The sequence below is a fragment of the Nonomuraea typhae genome, assembly GCF_009760925.1.
GTDB lineage: Bacteria > Actinomycetota > Actinomycetes > Streptosporangiales > Streptosporangiaceae > Nonomuraea > Nonomuraea typhae.
On the sequence record NZ_VRLV01000016.1, the window covers coordinates 83688 to 99493 of the forward strand.

Consider the following 15806-nt stretch of genomic DNA (forward strand, 5'->3'; position numbering starts at 1 on the left):
CCCCCATGGCTGAGATCAACATCCCTCGCGGCCCCATCGACTCCGAGCCTGTCGGAGCGATCCGGTACGACGTGCTCACCGAGAACGGCATCGAAGTCCGTCGGCAAGCCCTCCTCGAAGCGCTTACGGGAGTGCCGCTTGGCGCCCACGACCATGCGATGGTGGACGCTCTGGCCGGGTGGGACACGGGCCCGCTGGTCGCGGTTTGCTCGTGGCTGGACCGAGTCCGGGAGGCTCCCGATGCCTGACCTCGACACCGGCTGGCCATACGACGCCGACCAGCATGACCCGCTCACCAAGCTCCGCATCGCGGTGGTGGGCCACGCCTGGCCGCGCTGGAACTACATTGTCGCCTTCGACACCGGACGCCTGGACGAAGAGCTGACCCGCCCTACCGACCAGGAGGCGGCGATGATCGTCTCCTTCCTGGAGGAGTACATCGGCCACTGGTACAACGAGACCTGGAAGGACAAGCTCCGCCAGCGCCCGTTTGACATCGACGGCGGAGCCAACGGCGTGACCTTCCGCAAGTGGGGCGACAACGACTGGGGATACCGCCGCCGCACCTGGACCATGGGCCCCACCTATGTGCCGACCCACCCGCGCACGCGCAGCATCGAGAAGAGTCCCGGCCCGCTGACGCTTCTCCAGGTGATGGACCGTATCCACACGATGGTCGATGAGGTCAGCCCGCACTGGCTGGAGTGGAAGGCCACCCACCCTGAGATCTTCGGGGAGGCTCCCGATGACCACACCTGAGACCAGAACCCCGAAGCGCATCCAGCGCAAGAGAACCGCAGGCTCCCGACTCCCCAAGGGCGTGATCTGTGTGGACCGATCGACGATCTGGGGGAACCCGTTCAAGGTCGGAGAGAAGATCCGCAACGACTCGCCGCTGTGGCCGTACATCACTGCCTCCGTCCCGGGTGGTGCTCGTGGGCTCGTGGCGCTGGCGCCGACGACCCGAGAGCAGGCAGTTGATCTGTACTCATCATGGGTGATCGAGCAGCCGCATCTGATGCTTCGCCTGGGTGAACTCGCTGGCAGGGACCTGGCCTGCTGGTGTCCACTGCCAGAGCTCGGCCAGCCGGACCACTGCCACGCCGCCTACCTGATCGAGCTGGTCCAGGAGGTGTGCCGTGCCTGAGATCCCCGAGAAGGCCATCCGGGAGGGTGTCGCCGCCTACGAGTACTCCCGCCTGTCCGGCGTCCCCGTCCACGAAGCCCACGCCTACGTGTACGAGATCCTCCGGGGCGCCCTGCCATACCTCGACGGGAGGACACCCAGCGAGGGCGAGATCCGCGAGGACGAGCGCCGCAAGACAGCCGAGTCGATCGCCCGAGCGATCGAGGTCCGCGGCTGCGAACATAATCCGCCTTTCCATCGGCCATGCGCCTGCCGGCAGGGAGACGCTGCCCTCGCCCGCAAGATCGGAGATGCCGCACTTCCCGACGCCGGCTTGGTCGTCGTCTCCGCCGAAGACCTTCGCCTGATCTTGTCCCGCGTCTTCGTCCCGCAGAGCGAGCCGCGCCGGGCTGCCACAGTCCGTGAGGCCAAAGCCCGCCTCCGAGCCGTCCTGCCCGAAAGGAGCACCGATGGTTGACGCCGGAGCAGCCGCAGTCGTCCCGTACCGCAAGCGGATCCACAAGCTGGAAGCCCGCATCAAGGAACTGGAGGCGCTCCTCGCCGAGCTGCACGACCCCAGCCCATGCGAGCACTTCGACCACAACGGTGACTGCCAGACACACGGGCCGACATCGACATGGGACGGATGCCCGCACGCGCAAGCCCAGGCGCTCCTCGCTGCCCTACCCGAGAGGCCAGCCGATGAGTGATCACGCCGAGTTGGCCATCTGCCTGACAGTGATCGGCGTCGTCATGGACCTGGCCATGTTCGCCGCCTTCATCGCGATATCCCTCCTCCACTACGGGAGCGCGGGTTCGGCCTGCTTGTACATGCTGTACAGCGCCATGTTCATCACCTTCGCCGTCGTGGTCTGGGAGTGGCGCGTGAAGAACCTGCTACCCGAGAGGATCACCGATGCCGGACACTGACACCCTCACCAACGCCATGGTGGACTGGTTCAAAGCGGCGCTCGATGCCGCAGACAAGGACGCGGACAGCATGGCGCTGCTGGCTGCCTCTCTCATGGGAGACCAACGCCTGTTCCTCCAGCGCGAGGGTGACCGCGCGAACCGGACTAGGTGGATGCACCGCCGCCTGATACGCGAGTACGAGAACGCCGCGTACCTCGCCAACCTAGGGTTCGACCATGCTGCGGACCCACGACACAAGATCCGCGCCGAGGCGCTGCTGGGTGCCCTCTCCACGATCGCGGCGACTTACGACGACTACCCCGGGTACCGCGAGGAGTGGCGGCCATGATGGCTGAAGGCCGCCTTGGTGAAGCTGCCGTCGTCGACGAGACGGAAGGCAGCCCGTTCGAGCGGATCCGCCGCATCGCTAACAGTGCCGCCAACGGCTGGGCGCTCGGACCGAACGGCCCCTACGAGCAGCCCGGCATGACCATGGCCGACATCGCGTTCATCCGCATCGACGAGCAGCGCCTCAACACCATGCGCATGCACCGGCCGTGGAGGGACGAGGACCGTGGATGACCTGATCGCCTTCCTCAGGGCACGCCTGGACGATGAGGAGCGGACAGCGCGAGCAGCGACGCCAGGACCTTGGCGCGTTGATCCCGACCGACTCCTCAGCGGGCTACATCGTGTGGTGACGGCGGACTGCATCGAAGGTCCAACGGCGGGTCATGAACACGGCAGCGTCGTTGTGGCCGGAGACGACGTGGGTGGAACAGCTTCCTGCGACGCGCAGCACATCGTCCTCCATGACCCTGCCCGTGTCCTCCGAGAGGTCGAAGCCAAGCGGCAGTTGCTGGACCAGTTCAGGTTGCGAGGCGACTCTGTCCGCAGGACGGTGCAACCTGCCACGGGCGGAGTCTGGGATGACCTGCTCCGCCTACTCGCTCTCCCGTACGCCGACCACCCAGAGTTTCGGGAGCAGTGGAAGCGGTGACGGCTGACCTTGAGATGGCGATCCGCAAGCTCGCCACACTCAGCGAGACCAACCTGTACGAGCGGGTATTCGTGATCCGGCAGATCCTCGACAACGTCCACAGGGCAGGCTACGAGGACGGCTATGCGACTGCCTGCCGAGACCACAGCGTGGCCGACATGCTCGCCGAGAAGGCGGAGGCGACGGATGGCTGACCTTCCCTTCACCCGCGCCAGAGTGCGCATCACCCAGCCCTGCCGGGCGTCCAACCCTTACGGAGACCGCGACTTCACCCCTGGCGAAGAACTCGAAATGATCCAGTGGGCGCCTGGCGGAGACTCGTGGTGGACCGAGCCGACCGTGGACACCTCGTACGTGGTCCCCGCCGAGTGTGTGGAGGTTCTGGAGGTGCTCGGGGATGAGTGGGATGAGTGACGACCTCCGCCAGCGCCTCATCACCCGCCTAGACGACGAGTCCGGCGGCCTCCACCTCACCCCGGAGATGGCGGTGGACGCCATCCTCCACGAACTGAAGACCATCCCAGGCGATGACCTGCTGGCTGGTCTTGAGGCGCAGAGCGGCGACCTGGAGCAGGCACGCTTCGACCTCGCCCAGACCAAGCAGCGGCTCCAGGCGTACGCGGATCTGGCCGATGCCCTTGAAACGCTGGGCTGGACTCCGCCCGGCACGTGTGCGCGAGGATGCCGATGAGCACCAACCTGCCGCACCGCTGCGACAACTGCGACGGCGTTGATCCAGAAGACTGCATCCTCAACGGTCCCGGGGGCGCGATCCTCCAGGAGTACTGGTCCGTGCTCGACTACGCGTTGACGCCCTATCTGCGAAGCATGCGTCACCGGCACAGTCTGGTCAGGCAGATGGTCGGCGGGCTCGCCACCGCGCGAGACGAGGAACTGGAGCGGCTCAACTCTCTCATCACCCGGGAACGCAAGGTCAGCCACGAGTTGCGGCAGGAGATAACGCGCCTCCTCACCAACGCCGAGAAGGACATCTGCTCCGGCTGCATGCAGCGTGAGACGGCGCGAGACCGCGCAATGGAGTCCGCCCGCCAGAACGGCGTCCACTACGAGCAGGCCAAGCAGCGCTGGTACGAGGAGCAAGACCGCGCCGTCGCTGCCGAGCGGGCACGCGACGAATGGCGGGAACGCGCCGAGAAGGCCGAGGCTGAGGTTGCCCGGCTGCGCGCTGGCGAAGCTGCGGACTATCCAGTTGAGGGCGGCACGCCCACACCTGCCGAGTGGATTAGGGCGTGGAACGACGCCACCCCAGACCGGCGTCTCCGCCGAGCAGCAGCCATCATGAACGCCTTCGCGAAGGCCGAACGGTGCTTCATCCTCGACCACGAAGGCCGCCTTGAACTCGCCGAACGCGCCGCCGGGCCCGGCTCCCGGGAGGCTTGATGTCGATCTATTGTTCGAGGCTGTCCATGGACGACGACGACGACCCGACCGGCCTGCCGTCGCCGATCGCCTACCTCGGCTCCCATGTCCGCATCCAGGACGACGCATGGAGGTACGGCGTCCTCGACACCGCCCACATCCCGCCGTGGTGCGCCGCCGGCGTGAACGCGGAAACGTTCGCCGGCGACGAAGACGGCCCGCCGGTCCCGTACTTCCGCCTATCGGTCGACGGCTACGACTGGCGAAACCCGTCACGGGACGCCTCCGCCACAGTGATCCTGGACGAGCAGCAGGTAGCAGCGTTGAGGGACGACCTGACGCAGTGGCTCGAAGCCGTCAACGGGCTGCCGGCGTTACTCCGCACCCAGGAGGCCGACAATGAGCAACCCTGACGGCGTACTCGACTCGATCGACGCCTGCCTGCGTGACTACACGCTGTCGGCCGACGCGATGCGGTGGGCGCCGGACGAGCCAGATCCGATGGAAGGGGTGCCGCCCTCTTCCGGCGACCTGATAGATGGTGGCACCTTCTTCGAGTGCGTGGTCCAGCCCGTCCACCCTCACGACGGCGTGCGCGTCTTCTTCGCCCCGTCGCTGGAGGAGGCGTGGCGGCCACTGGACGGTGCCGTTATCACCGACATCACGTTCGCCCGCGACGAGACGTACGAGCGGGCGGACAACCTGCGGTGGATGCCCAGCCCCGTGACGGTCACGTTGACGACGGACACGAGCGAGTTCCGCCGAGGATTCCTCAACGCCCTGTCTGCAGCGTTCACGTTGCGCTGGGGCAGACAGGACCGCATGCACGCCTTGAAGTCCGAATACCATCGCCGCCACCGCAGGAGGCACCGTCGATGACCTCCGCGCTCGAACCCATCGCCGTCTTCGACGTCAACGACGTCCGCGCTCAGGCTGCGATGTCCGGTGACCGGCCGTATTGGGAGAGCGTCCTGGACTGGATCCGCGGGCACGGCCTGGACCCGAACGAGATCTACCGACTGGAGGTGTACCGCACCGACCGCCTGTGGGCACGCGTCCACGAGTACGACCGCGACGCGGCCGGCGAACGATACTCGATCGGTACCGAGGTTGCCCGGCGGGCGCCGTACGACGTCATCCTGACTAGCCTGCCACCTGAGCCGTCAGCCCTACCTGGTAGGAGATGAGTGATGGGTGAGTTGATCCTGGGCGTGGCCGGTCTCCTGGTCGTCGCTGCCGTCTCGTTGCTGGTCGGTTACAGGATCGGCCGCCTGCGCCAGACGCGGACCGCCGTAGACGAGCAACCAGCCGAGTGGCAGATCTTGGAGATCGCCTACCGAGACAAAGCGCGCACCCAGGAGCTGGACCGCTTCCTGTGGTCCAGGAGGTACAAGAGCTACGACGAGGCGATGCGCGCAGTCAAGCGTTTCGAGGGCGAGGACACGCTGAAGAACAGGTTCGACCGGGAGTACCTGGCAGTGGAAGCGCCGTGACCCTCCTCGACCTCGACCCATCAACCGTGGAGGAGACGCCCACAGTTGGCCGCTGCCGCTCCTGCCACCACAAGATCGCCGACCCGGTGTCCCTCGCCTACGGGATCGGCCCGGACTGCCGGGAGCGGCTCGGGATCAGCCCGCGACGCCGTTTGCGGCTCGCACGGGTACGGCCAGGTGGAGACTGTGAAGGCCAAACCGACATCCTGGAGGAGACGTGACCCTGGAACGCCACCCGGGAGAGTGGACGTACGACCCGGAAGCCGGCGCCACCTACGTGTACCTCTACAGACCGATCCCTGAGGGCCGGGTGGCGGTGACCACCGAGATCGAAGCGATGGTCAACCTCGACTTCGACGCCGACGGCTACGTGATCGGGATTGAGATCATCGCGAGGTGGCCAGACGCGTCCAGGCTGTGCGACTCGTGCGAGCGCTGCACCCGGAATCCCGGCGCCGACTGCGGCAAGTCTGATCACCCGCACTGCCCCCGCTGTGGACACTGCACCTACAGGCACACTGAGCAGACAGCAGAGACAGGAGCGACAACATGAGTGTGCTCGCATACGAGGGCCCCGCCGCCGTTACGTCCGGACGCACGCAGTTGTCCCTCGACGTTCGGCTCTACGTGGACAGCGAGCCGATCGCGAACAGTGGAGGCCTCCTGCGCTCGTGGCGGGGCGCAGCCGACACCACGGAGATGTCCTGCACTCGCGGCCTCCCATCGCCTCTCCTAGGTGACGTGACGATCCGCCTCCCTGATGGTCGGGAAGCGCTGGCCGCCATCACCTCAGTCGCGTACAGAGACGGTCTGGCGCACGTGACCATCGTGGGGAACGGTGCACCGCCGTTTGAGTGGCCGGAAGGAACGACACCTTGACCGACCGCGCGCGCGAGCTTCAGGAGGCGATCGACTCCGCCGACCTCGAGCCATTCACCACACTGGAGGAGGCCGCCGCTGACGAGTTGATGCGTCTGTGGGACGACCTCGCCGACCAGATACGCCAGGCCCGGGACGGCTGCTGGTCAATTGGCTGCGAGGCCAAGTCACACCGGATCGCCGTCCTCACCCGGGCGCTCGGCCGGGCGACACCGTGGCAGCAGATCCCGATCGAACTCCTGGATACCGGCATCTACCAGCGATTCCACGACCTGATGGGCATCGCGTACGAGCATCCGGACATGACGGTGGTCGCCGAGATGCGAGCAGCGCGATGAGCACCTGGGAAGAGCGGATGGCACGGCGTCATCAGGCTCGCCAGGACGCCGGGCGCGCTCAGATGCGCGCTTTGCTCGTGGCGGAGGGACTGGCGAACCCGTACCCGGACATCCCAGAGACGCTGGCTGGCGAACTTCCGGAGGGCGCCGAAGACTCGGCCCGATTCTGGTGCACAACCTGCGGGCTGGGTGACGCTCCAACCGTGCGGGACGGGAACCGGCCGTGCCCGCGCTGCGGCTCCTGGTGGCGCTGGTACGGGCGGATCGGCGACCGGGAAGGCACCGCCAGCGCACCACCAGAGGGTGAGTGCACGGACTGCTTCGAGTGGCGGCGCTACCCAGGTGGTCAGCGCCACTTCGGCTGGGGCTGGTGGATGGTGTGCCGCAGCATCGGAGCGATGAACTCGGACGATCGCCTTTGCAGATACGGCCACGCTCATCACGAAGCTGACATCTGGATCGCCTGAGCGTTTTGCCTGGTCATGACCCATGTCTTGTCAGCCTGGAGTATGGAGGTCCCAGGCGAAGAGCGCTGGATGGCCGCACTCCGCGACCACGCCGCAAGGCTGGCCTTCCCTGACTGGCTGCGCCGCCCGACTGACTGGACCAGCCTGGCAACTCTGTACGACGACCGAGCCCAGCCCTACACCGAGGTCGCCGTGTATCGAGGCCACACCCGCATCCATTTCCGCGTGTACGAGGGCGAGGAGCTGATGGCGTTCTGGAGCCGGCTGATCGAGGAGATCACCGAGTGACCTGGCCCACCAGATCGCGAGTCTCGTCGCAAAGGTAGAATGGACACATCCCCGCGACTTAGCATCCTCTTCCTGACCTGCACACACTTCGCCTGAGATGAGGCCGCGTGGTGGTCATCACCCCTCCGGAATCCATCACGATCGTCCCCTGCCTGGACAGCCCCGACGTGCTCCTGCTGCCCGCCGTGTGGCCTGTTCGGCTCGACCCGATCGGGCGACGGCGGTTCGCCCATCGCCTGCTCGCTCTTGATGACGACACAGGCGACTAGCCTGAGTACGAAAAGAGCGGTCCTCCCTGCCTGGAGAACCGCTCCCGCCCCTCACCTACCACCAGCGCCACCAGTGGTCTTCCCGTACAGCGTATTCGGGGAGGTCCACAATGTCGTCCACCGTCGATCTCGACGCTCTGTGCGCCGGAGCCTGCATGAGCGGCTTCCGCCGCAAGGTCCGCGCTCACGAGCATGCCGTCAGCGTCTACCTCGCCGCGTACGCCGACTGGCAGCGGGCCGTCGAAGCCTGGCATCCGCCGCTCGTCAGGCCCGAGGAGCCTGTCCGGCCGGAGGATCCTCGCCTGCCATACCCGGTGCACGGCGACCCCGTCTACTGCCCGTCCTGCGTCTACGAGCTGAAGGCCATGCTGTCCAAGCTGGACGGCGCCGCCTGCGTCTACCTGCGTGAGTCCGACGGGCTGCGCGGCCAGACCGACCAGGTACGCGTCTCCGGCAGCGCCGAGGAGCACTCGCTGTCGCCGACGATCGAAGACCTCGACGAATTCGACTCGTGGCTCCGCTCATGGAAGTCCGCCTACCTCGGCATCGATACCTTCGCCCGGGCCGGCCACCTTGCCGACTCCATCACCCTCGGGACTGCCTGGCTCGTCGCCCGCGCTGAACGGCTCCTCACTCGCCCGGAGATCGCCCTGGACTTCGGGCAGGAGATCCGCCACTGGTACGGCAAACTCGCCGTGCACGACCCGTCCGAGATGGCAGCCAAGCCGCGCCGGACGAGCAAGCCGCTGCGCTGCCCCCAATGCCACTTGGCGACGCTGTCACAGCTCGACGGGGAGGACCGGATCGAGTGTCGCAACCGCGACTGCGGAGAAGGCCGCGGCGGACCGGCGGTGCTCACCACCGAGGAGTACGAGGCGCTCCTCGACTCCGCGCTCACCGCAGCGAGGAGCCGATGAGCGAACAGTGCCCCACCTGCCACGGCCGCGGCGAACTCCCCGACGAGAAGACCTGCGCCTTGCCGAGCTGTGGCCGGCAGTTCCGCTGGCAGGACGACGGTCGCAGCCGGGTCCACCCGAGGACGGACGCCGCCTACTGCTCGAAGTCCTGCCGGGATGTCGCCGCTCAGCGCGCTCGCCGAAGTCGCGTCAGCGCTTCGTCGCTGGCGATGCACTGACATTTCCCGATCCGCCGGAAATTCAGGTGTGACGCGTCACGCTGATCGCTACCGTAAGAACTGCTTCAGGTGCGAAGGCGACCGGCTACTTCTTCAGGTGAAACTACGCCGGACGCCGCTTCCGATCTCTGAAGCTCACAACTTGATATGCACCTTCCCGGTGCGCAGGCAGCGGCTACTTCCTCTCTCAAAGGAGAGACGCGGGTTCGAATCCCGCCGCCCACCTCGGTGGACGTCGTCTAGCGGCCAAGGACACCTACGTCGCCGTCGCCGACCTTGATCTCGGGAGGGAACAACTTCAAAAGGCGTGCCCGGTGCGCAGGCAACGGTTCCTTCCGACTCCTAATCGGCTGGTTGCGGGTTCGAGTCCCGCCGGTCTCCGGACCGTAGCTCAAGCGGTAGAGCAGCTGGCACCGTCGCCGACTTCGATCTCGGGCGCGACCTATTGAACGAGGCCCCTTTCGCACTGCTATGAGAGGGGCCTTGTCGCGTCATGGCGAAGTTCAACAGCACGACCACGAAGACCGCGGTGTCGAGCCCGGTGAAGACCGAGGCGACGCCCTCCGGCCGCACGCATGAGGGTGCGCCCGGCTACGCCCGGGACGCCAAGGGAGAGCTTTTCCTGCTCGCGGTGACGAACATGGTCGGCGAGGACACCTTCTATGAGAAGAAGGGCGACCGAGACAACCGCTTCCGGGCGCTCGTCCACCAGGTGGCCGTCGAGGACGGCGACTGGCTGGCCCGCTTCCTGCCGTGGCTCCGCCTGGACGCGAACATGCGCTCGGCCCCGATCGTCGCCGCCCTGGAGGCGGTCAAGGCGCGACTGGCAGCGGGCGAGAACGGCCTGAACCGGCAGCTCGTCAACACTGTCCTACAGCGCGCCGACGAGCCCGGCGAGGCGCTCGCCTACTGGACCTCCACCTACGGCCGCGCGATCCCCAAGCCCGTCAAGCGCGGTGTCGCCGACGCGGTGCAGCGCCTGTACAACGAGCGTTCGCTGGTGAAGTACGACACCAGCTCGCACGGGTGGCGGTTCGGCGACGTTATCGACGTCATCCACCCAAGCCCGGACCCGGGCAAGCCGTGGCAAGGAGCGCTGTTCGAGCACGCCCTCGACCGGCGCCACAACCGTGACAAGCCGATCCCCGAGGTGTTGCGCACGCTGATCGAGCGGGCACAGCTCATGGCATTGCCGGTCGAGTCCCGCGCCGCGGTCCTGGCTGCGGAGCCCGAGCGGCTCGCCGCCGCCGGGATGACGTGGGAGGCGCTGGCAGGGTGGCTGCAGGGCCCGATGGGCAAGGGCGCGTGGGAGTCGATTATCCCGTCGATGGGGTACATGGCGCTGATCCGCAACCTCAGGAACTTCGACGAGGCCGGTGTCTCCGACGAGGTCGCCGCGCAGATCGTCGCCAAGCTCACCGACCCAGCTGAGGTGGCGAAGTCGAGGCAGCTGCCGTTCCGCTTCTACTCGGCCTACCGCAACGCGCCGTCCCTGCGGTGGGGTTACGCCTTGGACAAGGCGCTTACGTCGGCCACAGCGAACGTGCCGTCGTTCAAGGGCCGCACGCTGATCCTGGTGGACACCTCCGCGTCGATGTCGAGCGGCGGCATCTCCGCCCGTTCCACCGTCACGCCTGTCCAGGCGGCGGCGCTGTTCGGCGTGGCCCTGGCAACGCGGGGCGACCAGGTGGATCTGTACGGCTTCGCCGACGACGTGTTCAAGCATCCCATCCCGGCCGGCGGGTCCGTCCTTAAGGAGATGGAGCGCTTCTGCAGGCGGATCGGCGAGGTCGGCCACGGCACGCAGATCGCTGACTCGGTGCGCCGCACCTACTCGGGCCACGACAGGGTGATCATTCTGTCCGACATGCAGACCATGTCCGGCTACTACGCGGGCGACGTCACCAGCGCTGCTCCCAAGCACATCCCCATGTACGGCTTCAATCTGCAGGGCTACCAGCACGCGGCGATGCCAGCGGGCGGCGGAAACCGGCACGAGCTTGGAGGGTTCTCCGACTCCACGTTCAAGCTGATCCCGCTCCTGGAGGCAGGACGAAACGCCGACTGGCCGTTCTGAGGGTCGCGCCGATTCTGTCGGTGTGACCTGCCAGCATTTGCCTCACAACCAAAGTGCCCCGGCGGGTGGTCGCACACCCGGCCGGGGCCGCCGACTGTCAGGAGTCAGCGATGAGGAACGTTACCGTGGCCTGCTCGTGCGGTCGGACCATGGGTCTGGACGCGATCAGCGGTGCCGGCGCGTATCGATGCGGCTGTGGCGTCCGGGTCACGATCAGCGAGAAGGCCCGTAAGCCAGCCTGCTTAGGCGGTACCGCCGATCGTGCGTGCGAATTCGCGGCTAGTAAAGACTCGGACGGCGTCGGGATCCCGCTGTGCGCGGATCATCTGGCGAGTTTCAACGCGTTCCGCGAGACCGTGGAGGACGGGGAGCGCTGGGGCGAGCTCATGAAAGACGCCTGGGAGGATAGCCGCCGAGCCCTTAAGGAAGGGCTGGCATCGAGACAGGCATGGGAGGGCGACTACCTGGCCGCCCGCCGTAAGTTGTACGAGACGCAGTCGGTCGTCTACTACGTCCGCATTGGCGACGCGATCAAGATTGGCGTCACGACCAACATGAAGGCGCGAATGCCGCAGGTGATGCCGGACGAGGTTCTCGCCACTGAGCCTGGCGATATCAACCTGGAACGACAGCGGCAGGCGCAGTTCGCTCATCTGAAGCTCCGCGGGGAGAGGTTCCTGCCAGGCGATGACCTAATCAGGCACATCGCCGAGATCAAGCGGCAGCACGGTGAGCCCAAGATGACGGGGTATCTGCTCACGGACTCGCACAAACACAGGCTTGGTGGCGCGCTCTAAGCTGACGCAATGCGACTGACTTGAAAAATTCGGACCCAGGTGTCACGCTGATCTCCAGCACACGCATGCCCTTGACCAGGTGAGATCCAGGTCAGGGGCTTTTGTCGTTTTGGGGGTGAAGTCATGCCCCGCTCCGAGTTCGACCCTGACGAGGTTTACCTGACCACGGCCAGCGCGGCTGAACTCGCTGGTGTGAAGCCAGCGACGATCCGTAAGTGGGTCGAGCGCGAACATCTCGTTCCAGTCGGAAGAGACGGGCGTGGTCACATGCTGTTCACGCAGGTCGCGGTGGCCAACGCGGAGGCCAAGACGCGTGAGCTCGCGCGCCGGCCAGAGAACATTGCGGCCTAGACACCCCTAGAAACCTGTACGCGCGCCCTCCTTCCCCGAAGGGCGTGTCCGCTCCGGGCCCGGCCCCCGTGGCCTGTCGAGCACCGGTCCCGGCCCTGGCGTGCCTTGAGGAGGGCATGCCGGGGCTGGCACCACCCCAGAACGGGAGCGTGCTTCGGGCGGCTCCCAGGCGCTCACGAGCGGTGTCCCCATGCCGCCACCCACCCCGAGCGCCCTTCGTGTGCGGCCCGCTGCGGTTGGGGGACTGCGGCGGGCCGCCCATGATCCCCTGACCTTCCCCCAGGAACTCGCGTGACCAAGCACAAGATCGGCATCGTCCCGAACGGCGGTGAGCGGGCCGGCGTCAAGCGCCTTCGCCTGCCCGGTCCACCCGATGCGGCTCGATCCTTTTCAGGTAGTCGTCGTCCACCGCCTTGATGTGCCAATGCCCGATCGGCGGTGCTTGGTGGAGCAGCACCCGCTTGTGGCTGTCCAGCGTGAGTGTCTGTGACCCGTCCAGGTCCACCAGGTACGCCCTGTAGGTGCCCTGCGGGATGGGCTTACCCCACGGGTCCTCGCCTCGTGCCCGCCCGTCCGGAGCCTCGTAGACGGCGTGAATCACTGCGACGACCCAGTGATCTAGCGGGTCACCTACTGGGGCCACCCATCCGCCCGGCCCGCCGTCGACGGGCCATTCGCGCAGGACGACGTGCTGTTCTTCCACTCACCCATCTTCGAACAGGCGTGCTATAGATCGCCACTTCTGACGCACGCGTACCTCACCTCACCAGCGCTGGAGGTCCACCGTGCCGTTCAACGATCTTGGCAAGAACAAGGCCCTGGACGGCCTGGACGAATCCGTATCGGGAGCCATCACCCACATCGGCGTCGGCGACCTCACACACCCCGGTACGGGCACCAACTATGCGGGCACCGAAGCAAGCGGCGGGACGCCCTCCTACGCCCGCCAGGCGGTCACCTGGGCGGCCGCGGCCAGCGGCCAGAAATCCAACTCCGGCGCGCTCGCGATCGACGTCCCCGCAGGCAGCTACGCCTACCTTCTGTACTTCAACGCCTCCAGCGGCAACACGAACAACTACCTCGGGTACGCACCCATCAACGGCAGCGCGAAGGGCTTCTTCTCCGTCGACACCACGCTGACGAACGACGCCCTCTTCTCCGTCGCCCACGGTCTAGCCGACGGCGACCGCGTCCAGCTGTTCAACGTGTTCTCCGAGACCCTGCCGACCGGCCTCACGGAGGGCACGCTCTACTACGTCGTCAATTCGGCCACGAACTCGTTCAAGGTCTCCACCACGCAAGGTGGGTCCGCGGTGGATATCACCGCTATGGGTGGCGGAGAGGGCGCGTGGCAGAAGGTCGTCCCGGAAACCTTCGCATCCCAAGGCCAGGTCACGGTGGCGATCGGCCAGCTCGTGCTCGACGCCACCGGCATCTAGGGATCGCCGATGCCCGCCCCGGCCGTGGCCGAGGTGCTCCAGACCACCAACGGCCGCACCACCACTGAAGTGCTCAACACCGCCGCAGGTACCGCAGTCGGCGACACCCTCGTCATCGTCTACGCCTCGGATTTCTTCGCGCTGGCCACGATGCCTGAGGCGACCAGCTCGGCAGGAACCCTGAGCGCGGTACGGACGATCGACATCGGCACCAACCTGGGCCACATCAAGACGTACACGTGCGCGGTCACATCCGGCGGCTCGCACACGGTCACGATCCCGGCGCATTCCGGCTGCGACATCTTCGGCGTCGTATTGCGCCTGTCCACCGCGGCCACCGTTGACGCCCATGACGGTCAGATCGATCCGACCGAGTCCACCACCTCGCACGTCGCTCCCAGCGTCACCACGACCGGCGCAGACCGGCTGCTCGTGGCGTGCTGGCTCGGAACGAACGTCAACACCGGCTGGAGCAGCCCGCCCTACACGGCGCCCGGGTCGATGACCGATAGGGCGCAGCCCAACTCCAGCCCCTTCTCAGGACTCCTGGTCGCCACCCAGGAGATCGCCGCCGCCGGCGCCACAGGCACCCGGACCGCGACCTTCTTCAGGGACGAGGCGTGGGGATCGATCTCCATCGCCCTCGCCGGACCCGCGACGGCCACCGCGCTTCCGCCCAGCCGCCGGCAGCCTCTCGGCGCCCTCATCCAGCTCTAGGAGGCTCACATGGCCCAAAGAGGCGTCTACACCGTGGTCTTCGACCAGCAAACCGTGGCAGCCTCCAGCGGCGACTACGACCTGTTCGAACTCACCCCGGCAGACGACAAGGCGATCGAGATCGTCGCCCTCAAGCTCTCCAACAAGAGCGAGGTCGGCGACACGCAGGAGGAGATGGTCGCCTACTCGATCGTGCGAGGCAACACCACCTCAGGCAATGGCACCTCCACCACCCCGCGCCCCCTCGACCCGAACGACGGCGCAGCCTCCTTCACCGCCGAGACTGTGGGCTCAACCCCTGCATCCTCGGGCACAGCCATCACGCTGGTCGCCGACACCTTCAATGTCCGGGCGGGCTTGAACGAGATCTACCCCGAGCTGATGCGGCCGAAGGCGAGCCAGGCGGACACCACGCTGTGCGTGCGCCTGCTGACCGCGCTGGCAGACGACGCCACCTTCTCCGGCACTGTCTGGGTTCGCGAGCTGTAGATGACGCTCTTCGAGGCGGCACCCGTCCCGATCCGGCCACGACGATTCCTGCCTTCGGCCCCAGCGGTCGTTCAGGTCCCGGCCGCGGGCACCAGCACGGTGGCTCTCGCGTCCACCTCGACCGCGGTCAAAGTCGCCGTCGTGTCGGCAACCTCAGCGATCGGCCTGTCCACATCTGCCGGCGCCGTCAAGTCCACGCCGGTCAGCGGAACGACACCGGCCGCACTGGCCTCCGGCGCCGTATCGGTCCGCAAGTCGCCGGTGACAGGGCACAGCTTCCTGGCAGCGTCCACGCACACCCAGGCGGTCAAGGCCGCCGCCGCGGCAGGCCACAGCGCAATCCTGACCGCTTCCCAGGCGACCGCCCTCAAGCGGACTCTCGCCGCCGCCACAGCCGCGATGGCCATCGCATCGACCGGCACCGCACGCAAGACCACTCCCGCCTCCGCGGCCGGCGTGCTCCTGCTCACCGGATCCCGCTTCGTGACCGAGGTACGGGCGGTGTCCGGCCACTCGTACCTGGCGCTCGCGACCCACGCCACTCTCGCCAGCGCCGGACGCCCTTCGCGCCTCGGCGGCAGCCTCGTCTCCGCCGGCCATCTCGGCGGCTCCATCGCAGCCATGGATCTCGGCGGAGAGCCCGCATAGG

General features: G+C 66.9%; 33 protein-coding genes and 1 tRNA gene. 33 read left to right on the top strand and 1 reads right to left on the bottom strand.

Annotated elements, in window-relative coordinates; genetic code table 11:
* Positions 1–5 precede the first annotated feature (5 nt).
* From FVE25_RS42390 to FVE25_RS42525, 29 genes are all read left to right on the top strand, one after another.
* Complete coding sequence (locus tag FVE25_RS42390; protein ID WP_157253164.1) at positions 6–248, top strand: hypothetical protein; 243 nt, start codon at positions 6–8, stop codon at positions 246–248.
* The gene (locus FVE25_RS42395) at positions 241–759 is read left to right on the top strand and encodes a hypothetical protein (protein WP_157253165.1); all 519 of its coding nucleotides are present in this window, start codon (positions 241–243) and stop codon (positions 757–759) included. The genes FVE25_RS42390 and FVE25_RS42395 overlap by 8 nt, the downstream gene beginning before the upstream one ends.
* Positions 746–1147 carry a DUF4326 domain-containing protein gene (locus tag FVE25_RS42400; RefSeq protein WP_157253166.1) on the top strand — a complete coding sequence of 134 codons (402 nt, stop codon included), beginning with the start codon at positions 746–748 and terminating at the stop codon, positions 1145–1147. Before FVE25_RS42395 ends, FVE25_RS42400 begins: the two co-directional genes overlap by 14 nt.
* Positions 1140–1604, top strand: coding sequence for a hypothetical protein (locus tag FVE25_RS42405; protein ID WP_157253167.1), 465 nt, complete (start codon positions 1140–1142; stop codon positions 1602–1604). The genes FVE25_RS42400 and FVE25_RS42405 overlap by 8 nt, the downstream gene beginning before the upstream one ends.
* Positions 1597–1836, top strand: coding sequence for a hypothetical protein (locus FVE25_RS42410; protein ID WP_157253168.1), 240 nt, complete (start codon positions 1597–1599; stop codon positions 1834–1836). The genes FVE25_RS42405 and FVE25_RS42410 overlap by 8 nt, the downstream gene beginning before the upstream one ends.
* The gene (locus FVE25_RS42415; protein WP_157253169.1) at positions 1829–2056 is read left to right on the top strand and encodes a hypothetical protein; all 228 of its coding nucleotides are present in this window, start codon (positions 1829–1831) and stop codon (positions 2054–2056) included. Before FVE25_RS42410 ends, FVE25_RS42415 begins: the two co-directional genes overlap by 8 nt.
* A complete protein-coding gene (locus FVE25_RS42420) occupies positions 2043–2387 on the top strand; it encodes a hypothetical protein (RefSeq protein ID WP_157253170.1) in 345 nt (114 codons plus the stop codon). The genes FVE25_RS42415 and FVE25_RS42420 overlap by 14 nt, the downstream gene beginning before the upstream one ends.
* Positions 2384–2620: a hypothetical protein gene (locus FVE25_RS42425; RefSeq protein WP_157253171.1), complete on the top strand. Its 237-nt coding sequence runs from the start codon at positions 2384–2386 to the stop codon at positions 2618–2620. The genes FVE25_RS42420 and FVE25_RS42425 overlap by 4 nt, the downstream gene beginning before the upstream one ends.
* Positions 2613–3038: a DUF6221 family protein gene (locus FVE25_RS57180; RefSeq protein ID WP_219825902.1), complete on the top strand. Its 426-nt coding sequence runs from the start codon at positions 2613–2615 to the stop codon at positions 3036–3038. Before FVE25_RS42425 ends, FVE25_RS57180 begins: the two co-directional genes overlap by 8 nt.
* Entirely contained in the window at positions 3026–3232 is a 207-nt protein-coding gene (locus FVE25_RS42430; protein ID WP_157253172.1) for a hypothetical protein, read from the top strand. Before FVE25_RS57180 ends, FVE25_RS42430 begins: the two co-directional genes overlap by 13 nt.
* On the top strand, positions 3225–3452 hold the full coding sequence (locus tag FVE25_RS42435) for a hypothetical protein (RefSeq protein ID WP_157253173.1): 228 nt from the start codon (positions 3225–3227) through the stop codon (positions 3450–3452). The genes FVE25_RS42430 and FVE25_RS42435 overlap by 8 nt, the downstream gene beginning before the upstream one ends.
* The gene (locus tag FVE25_RS42440; RefSeq protein WP_157253174.1) at positions 3445–3729 is read left to right on the top strand and encodes a hypothetical protein; all 285 of its coding nucleotides are present in this window, start codon (positions 3445–3447) and stop codon (positions 3727–3729) included. Before FVE25_RS42435 ends, FVE25_RS42440 begins: the two co-directional genes overlap by 8 nt.
* Positions 3726–4439: a hypothetical protein gene (locus tag FVE25_RS42445; RefSeq protein ID WP_157253175.1), complete on the top strand. Its 714-nt coding sequence runs from the start codon at positions 3726–3728 to the stop codon at positions 4437–4439. Before FVE25_RS42440 ends, FVE25_RS42445 begins: the two co-directional genes overlap by 4 nt.
* Positions 4439–4831, top strand: coding sequence for a hypothetical protein (locus FVE25_RS42450; RefSeq protein ID WP_181019891.1), 393 nt, complete (start codon positions 4439–4441; stop codon positions 4829–4831). The genes FVE25_RS42445 and FVE25_RS42450 overlap by 1 nt, the downstream gene beginning before the upstream one ends.
* Entirely contained in the window at positions 4818–5297 is a 480-nt protein-coding gene (locus FVE25_RS42455; RefSeq protein ID WP_157253177.1) for a hypothetical protein, read from the top strand. The genes FVE25_RS42450 and FVE25_RS42455 overlap by 14 nt, the downstream gene beginning before the upstream one ends.
* The gene (locus tag FVE25_RS42460; protein ID WP_157253178.1) at positions 5294–5605 is read left to right on the top strand and encodes a hypothetical protein; all 312 of its coding nucleotides are present in this window, start codon (positions 5294–5296) and stop codon (positions 5603–5605) included. The genes FVE25_RS42455 and FVE25_RS42460 overlap by 4 nt, the downstream gene beginning before the upstream one ends.
* Positions 5606–5608: 3 nt before the next feature.
* The gene (locus FVE25_RS42465; protein WP_157253179.1) at positions 5609–5911 is read left to right on the top strand and encodes a hypothetical protein; all 303 of its coding nucleotides are present in this window, start codon (positions 5609–5611) and stop codon (positions 5909–5911) included.
* A complete protein-coding gene (locus FVE25_RS42470) occupies positions 5908–6132 on the top strand; it encodes a DUF6011 domain-containing protein (protein ID WP_157253180.1) in 225 nt (74 codons plus the stop codon). Before FVE25_RS42465 ends, FVE25_RS42470 begins: the two co-directional genes overlap by 4 nt.
* Positions 6129–6464 carry a DUF2283 domain-containing protein gene (locus FVE25_RS42475; RefSeq protein ID WP_157253181.1) on the top strand — a complete coding sequence of 112 codons (336 nt, stop codon included), beginning with the start codon at positions 6129–6131 and terminating at the stop codon, positions 6462–6464. Before FVE25_RS42470 ends, FVE25_RS42475 begins: the two co-directional genes overlap by 4 nt.
* Positions 6461–6790 (top strand): DUF4873 domain-containing protein, encoded by a 330-nt coding sequence (locus FVE25_RS57185; RefSeq protein ID WP_157253182.1) that lies wholly within the window; start codon positions 6461–6463, stop codon positions 6788–6790. Before FVE25_RS42475 ends, FVE25_RS57185 begins: the two co-directional genes overlap by 4 nt.
* Positions 6787–7128, top strand: a complete 342-nt coding sequence (locus FVE25_RS42485; RefSeq protein ID WP_157253183.1) for a hypothetical protein — start codon at positions 6787–6789, stop codon at positions 7126–7128. The genes FVE25_RS57185 and FVE25_RS42485 overlap by 4 nt, the downstream gene beginning before the upstream one ends.
* A 536-nt stretch (positions 7129–7664) precedes the next feature.
* Entirely contained in the window at positions 7665–7883 is a 219-nt protein-coding gene (locus FVE25_RS42490; RefSeq protein WP_246268307.1) for a hypothetical protein, read from the top strand.
* Between the two features lie 107 nt (positions 7884–7990).
* A complete protein-coding gene (locus tag FVE25_RS42495) occupies positions 7991–8152 on the top strand; it encodes a hypothetical protein (protein ID WP_157253185.1) in 162 nt (53 codons plus the stop codon).
* Between the two features lie 110 nt (positions 8153–8262).
* Entirely contained in the window at positions 8263–9069 is an 807-nt protein-coding gene (locus FVE25_RS42500) for a hypothetical protein (protein ID WP_157253186.1), read from the top strand.
* Positions 9066–9287 carry a hypothetical protein gene (locus tag FVE25_RS42505; protein ID WP_157253187.1) on the top strand — a complete coding sequence of 74 codons (222 nt, stop codon included), beginning with the start codon at positions 9066–9068 and terminating at the stop codon, positions 9285–9287. The genes FVE25_RS42500 and FVE25_RS42505 overlap by 4 nt, the downstream gene beginning before the upstream one ends.
* Positions 9288–9446: 159 nt before the next feature.
* A tRNA-Ser gene (locus tag FVE25_RS42510) sits at positions 9447–9513 on the top strand.
* A gap of 267 nt (positions 9514–9780) precedes the next feature.
* The gene (locus tag FVE25_RS42515) at positions 9781–11364 is read left to right on the top strand and encodes a TROVE domain-containing protein (protein ID WP_157253188.1); all 1584 of its coding nucleotides are present in this window, start codon (positions 9781–9783) and stop codon (positions 11362–11364) included.
* 110 nt (positions 11365–11474) lie between these two features.
* On the top strand, positions 11475–12161 hold the full coding sequence (locus FVE25_RS42520) for a hypothetical protein (RefSeq protein WP_157253189.1): 687 nt from the start codon (positions 11475–11477) through the stop codon (positions 12159–12161).
* 123 nt (positions 12162–12284) lie between these two features.
* Positions 12285–12512: a helix-turn-helix domain-containing protein gene (locus FVE25_RS42525; protein WP_157253190.1), complete on the top strand. Its 228-nt coding sequence runs from the start codon at positions 12285–12287 to the stop codon at positions 12510–12512.
* Positions 12513–12855: 343 nt separating this feature from the next.
* Here FVE25_RS42525 and FVE25_RS42530 read toward each other — a convergent pair whose 3' ends face one another.
* A complete protein-coding gene (locus tag FVE25_RS42530; protein WP_157253191.1) occupies positions 12856–13215 on the bottom strand; it encodes a hypothetical protein in 360 nt (119 codons plus the stop codon).
* Between the two features lie 82 nt (positions 13216–13297).
* Here FVE25_RS42530 and FVE25_RS42535 point away from each other — a divergent pair, with 82 nt between their 5' ends.
* The 4 genes from FVE25_RS42535 to FVE25_RS42550 are packed head-to-tail and all read left to right on the top strand — an operon-like array spanning position 13298 to position 15805.
* Positions 13298–13951 carry a hypothetical protein gene (locus FVE25_RS42535; RefSeq protein ID WP_157253192.1) on the top strand — a complete coding sequence of 218 codons (654 nt, stop codon included), beginning with the start codon at positions 13298–13300 and terminating at the stop codon, positions 13949–13951.
* Positions 13952–13960: 9 nt separating this feature from the next.
* The gene (locus FVE25_RS42540) at positions 13961–14668 is read left to right on the top strand and encodes a hypothetical protein (protein WP_157253193.1); all 708 of its coding nucleotides are present in this window, start codon (positions 13961–13963) and stop codon (positions 14666–14668) included.
* 9 nt (positions 14669–14677) lie between these two features.
* On the top strand, positions 14678–15157 hold the full coding sequence (locus FVE25_RS42545) for a hypothetical protein (RefSeq protein ID WP_157253194.1): 480 nt from the start codon (positions 14678–14680) through the stop codon (positions 15155–15157).
* On the top strand, positions 15158–15805 hold the full coding sequence (locus FVE25_RS42550) for a hypothetical protein (RefSeq protein WP_157253195.1): 648 nt from the start codon (positions 15158–15160) through the stop codon (positions 15803–15805).
* Position 15806: the final 1 nt, after the last annotated feature.

Bases quoted from the DNA above. Each gene is read 5' to 3' on its own strand.
- FVE25_RS42490 (WP_246268307.1), top strand. From the start codon at position 7,665: ATGGCCGCACTCCGCGACCACGCCGCAAGGCTGGCCTTCCCTGACTGG.
- FVE25_RS42395 (WP_157253165.1), top strand. From the start codon at position 241: ATGCCTGACCTCGACACCGGCTGGCCATACGACGCCGACCAGCATGAC.
- FVE25_RS42460 (WP_157253178.1), top strand. From the start codon at position 5,294: ATGACCTCCGCGCTCGAACCCATCGCCGTCTTCGACGTCAACGACGTC.
- FVE25_RS42410 (WP_157253168.1), top strand. From the start codon at position 1,597: ATGGTTGACGCCGGAGCAGCCGCAGTCGTCCCGTACCGCAAGCGGATC.
- FVE25_RS42525 (WP_157253190.1), top strand. From the start codon at position 12,285: ATGCCCCGCTCCGAGTTCGACCCTGACGAGGTTTACCTGACCACGGCC.
- FVE25_RS42540 (WP_157253193.1), top strand. From the start codon at position 13,961: ATGCCCGCCCCGGCCGTGGCCGAGGTGCTCCAGACCACCAACGGCCGC.
- FVE25_RS42455 (WP_157253177.1), top strand. From the start codon at position 4,818: ATGAGCAACCCTGACGGCGTACTCGACTCGATCGACGCCTGCCTGCGT.
- FVE25_RS42420 (WP_157253170.1), top strand. From the start codon at position 2,043: ATGCCGGACACTGACACCCTCACCAACGCCATGGTGGACTGGTTCAAA.
- FVE25_RS42550 (WP_157253195.1), top strand. From the start codon at position 15,158: ATGACGCTCTTCGAGGCGGCACCCGTCCCGATCCGGCCACGACGATTC.
- FVE25_RS57185 (WP_157253182.1), top strand. From the start codon at position 6,461: ATGAGTGTGCTCGCATACGAGGGCCCCGCCGCCGTTACGTCCGGACGC.
- FVE25_RS42515 (WP_157253188.1), top strand. From the start codon at position 9,781: ATGGCGAAGTTCAACAGCACGACCACGAAGACCGCGGTGTCGAGCCCG.
- FVE25_RS42445 (WP_157253175.1), top strand. From the start codon at position 3,726: ATGAGCACCAACCTGCCGCACCGCTGCGACAACTGCGACGGCGTTGAT.
- FVE25_RS42505 (WP_157253187.1), top strand. From the start codon at position 9,066: ATGAGCGAACAGTGCCCCACCTGCCACGGCCGCGGCGAACTCCCCGAC.
- FVE25_RS42520 (WP_157253189.1), top strand. From the start codon at position 11,475: ATGAGGAACGTTACCGTGGCCTGCTCGTGCGGTCGGACCATGGGTCTG.
- FVE25_RS42450 (WP_181019891.1), top strand. From the start codon at position 4,439: ATGTCGATCTATTGTTCGAGGCTGTCCATGGACGACGACGACGACCCG.
- FVE25_RS42500 (WP_157253186.1), top strand. From the start codon at position 8,263: ATGTCGTCCACCGTCGATCTCGACGCTCTGTGCGCCGGAGCCTGCATG.
- FVE25_RS42400 (WP_157253166.1), top strand. From the start codon at position 746: ATGACCACACCTGAGACCAGAACCCCGAAGCGCATCCAGCGCAAGAGA.
- FVE25_RS42545 (WP_157253194.1), top strand. From the start codon at position 14,678: ATGGCCCAAAGAGGCGTCTACACCGTGGTCTTCGACCAGCAAACCGTG.
- FVE25_RS42440 (WP_157253174.1), top strand. From the start codon at position 3,445: ATGAGTGACGACCTCCGCCAGCGCCTCATCACCCGCCTAGACGACGAG.
- FVE25_RS42425 (WP_157253171.1), top strand. From the start codon at position 2,384: ATGATGGCTGAAGGCCGCCTTGGTGAAGCTGCCGTCGTCGACGAGACG.
- FVE25_RS42465 (WP_157253179.1), top strand. From the start codon at position 5,609: ATGGGTGAGTTGATCCTGGGCGTGGCCGGTCTCCTGGTCGTCGCTGCC.
- FVE25_RS42435 (WP_157253173.1), top strand. From the start codon at position 3,225: ATGGCTGACCTTCCCTTCACCCGCGCCAGAGTGCGCATCACCCAGCCC.
- FVE25_RS42415 (WP_157253169.1), top strand. From the start codon at position 1,829: ATGAGTGATCACGCCGAGTTGGCCATCTGCCTGACAGTGATCGGCGTC.
- FVE25_RS42390 (WP_157253164.1), top strand. From the start codon at position 6: ATGGCTGAGATCAACATCCCTCGCGGCCCCATCGACTCCGAGCCTGTC.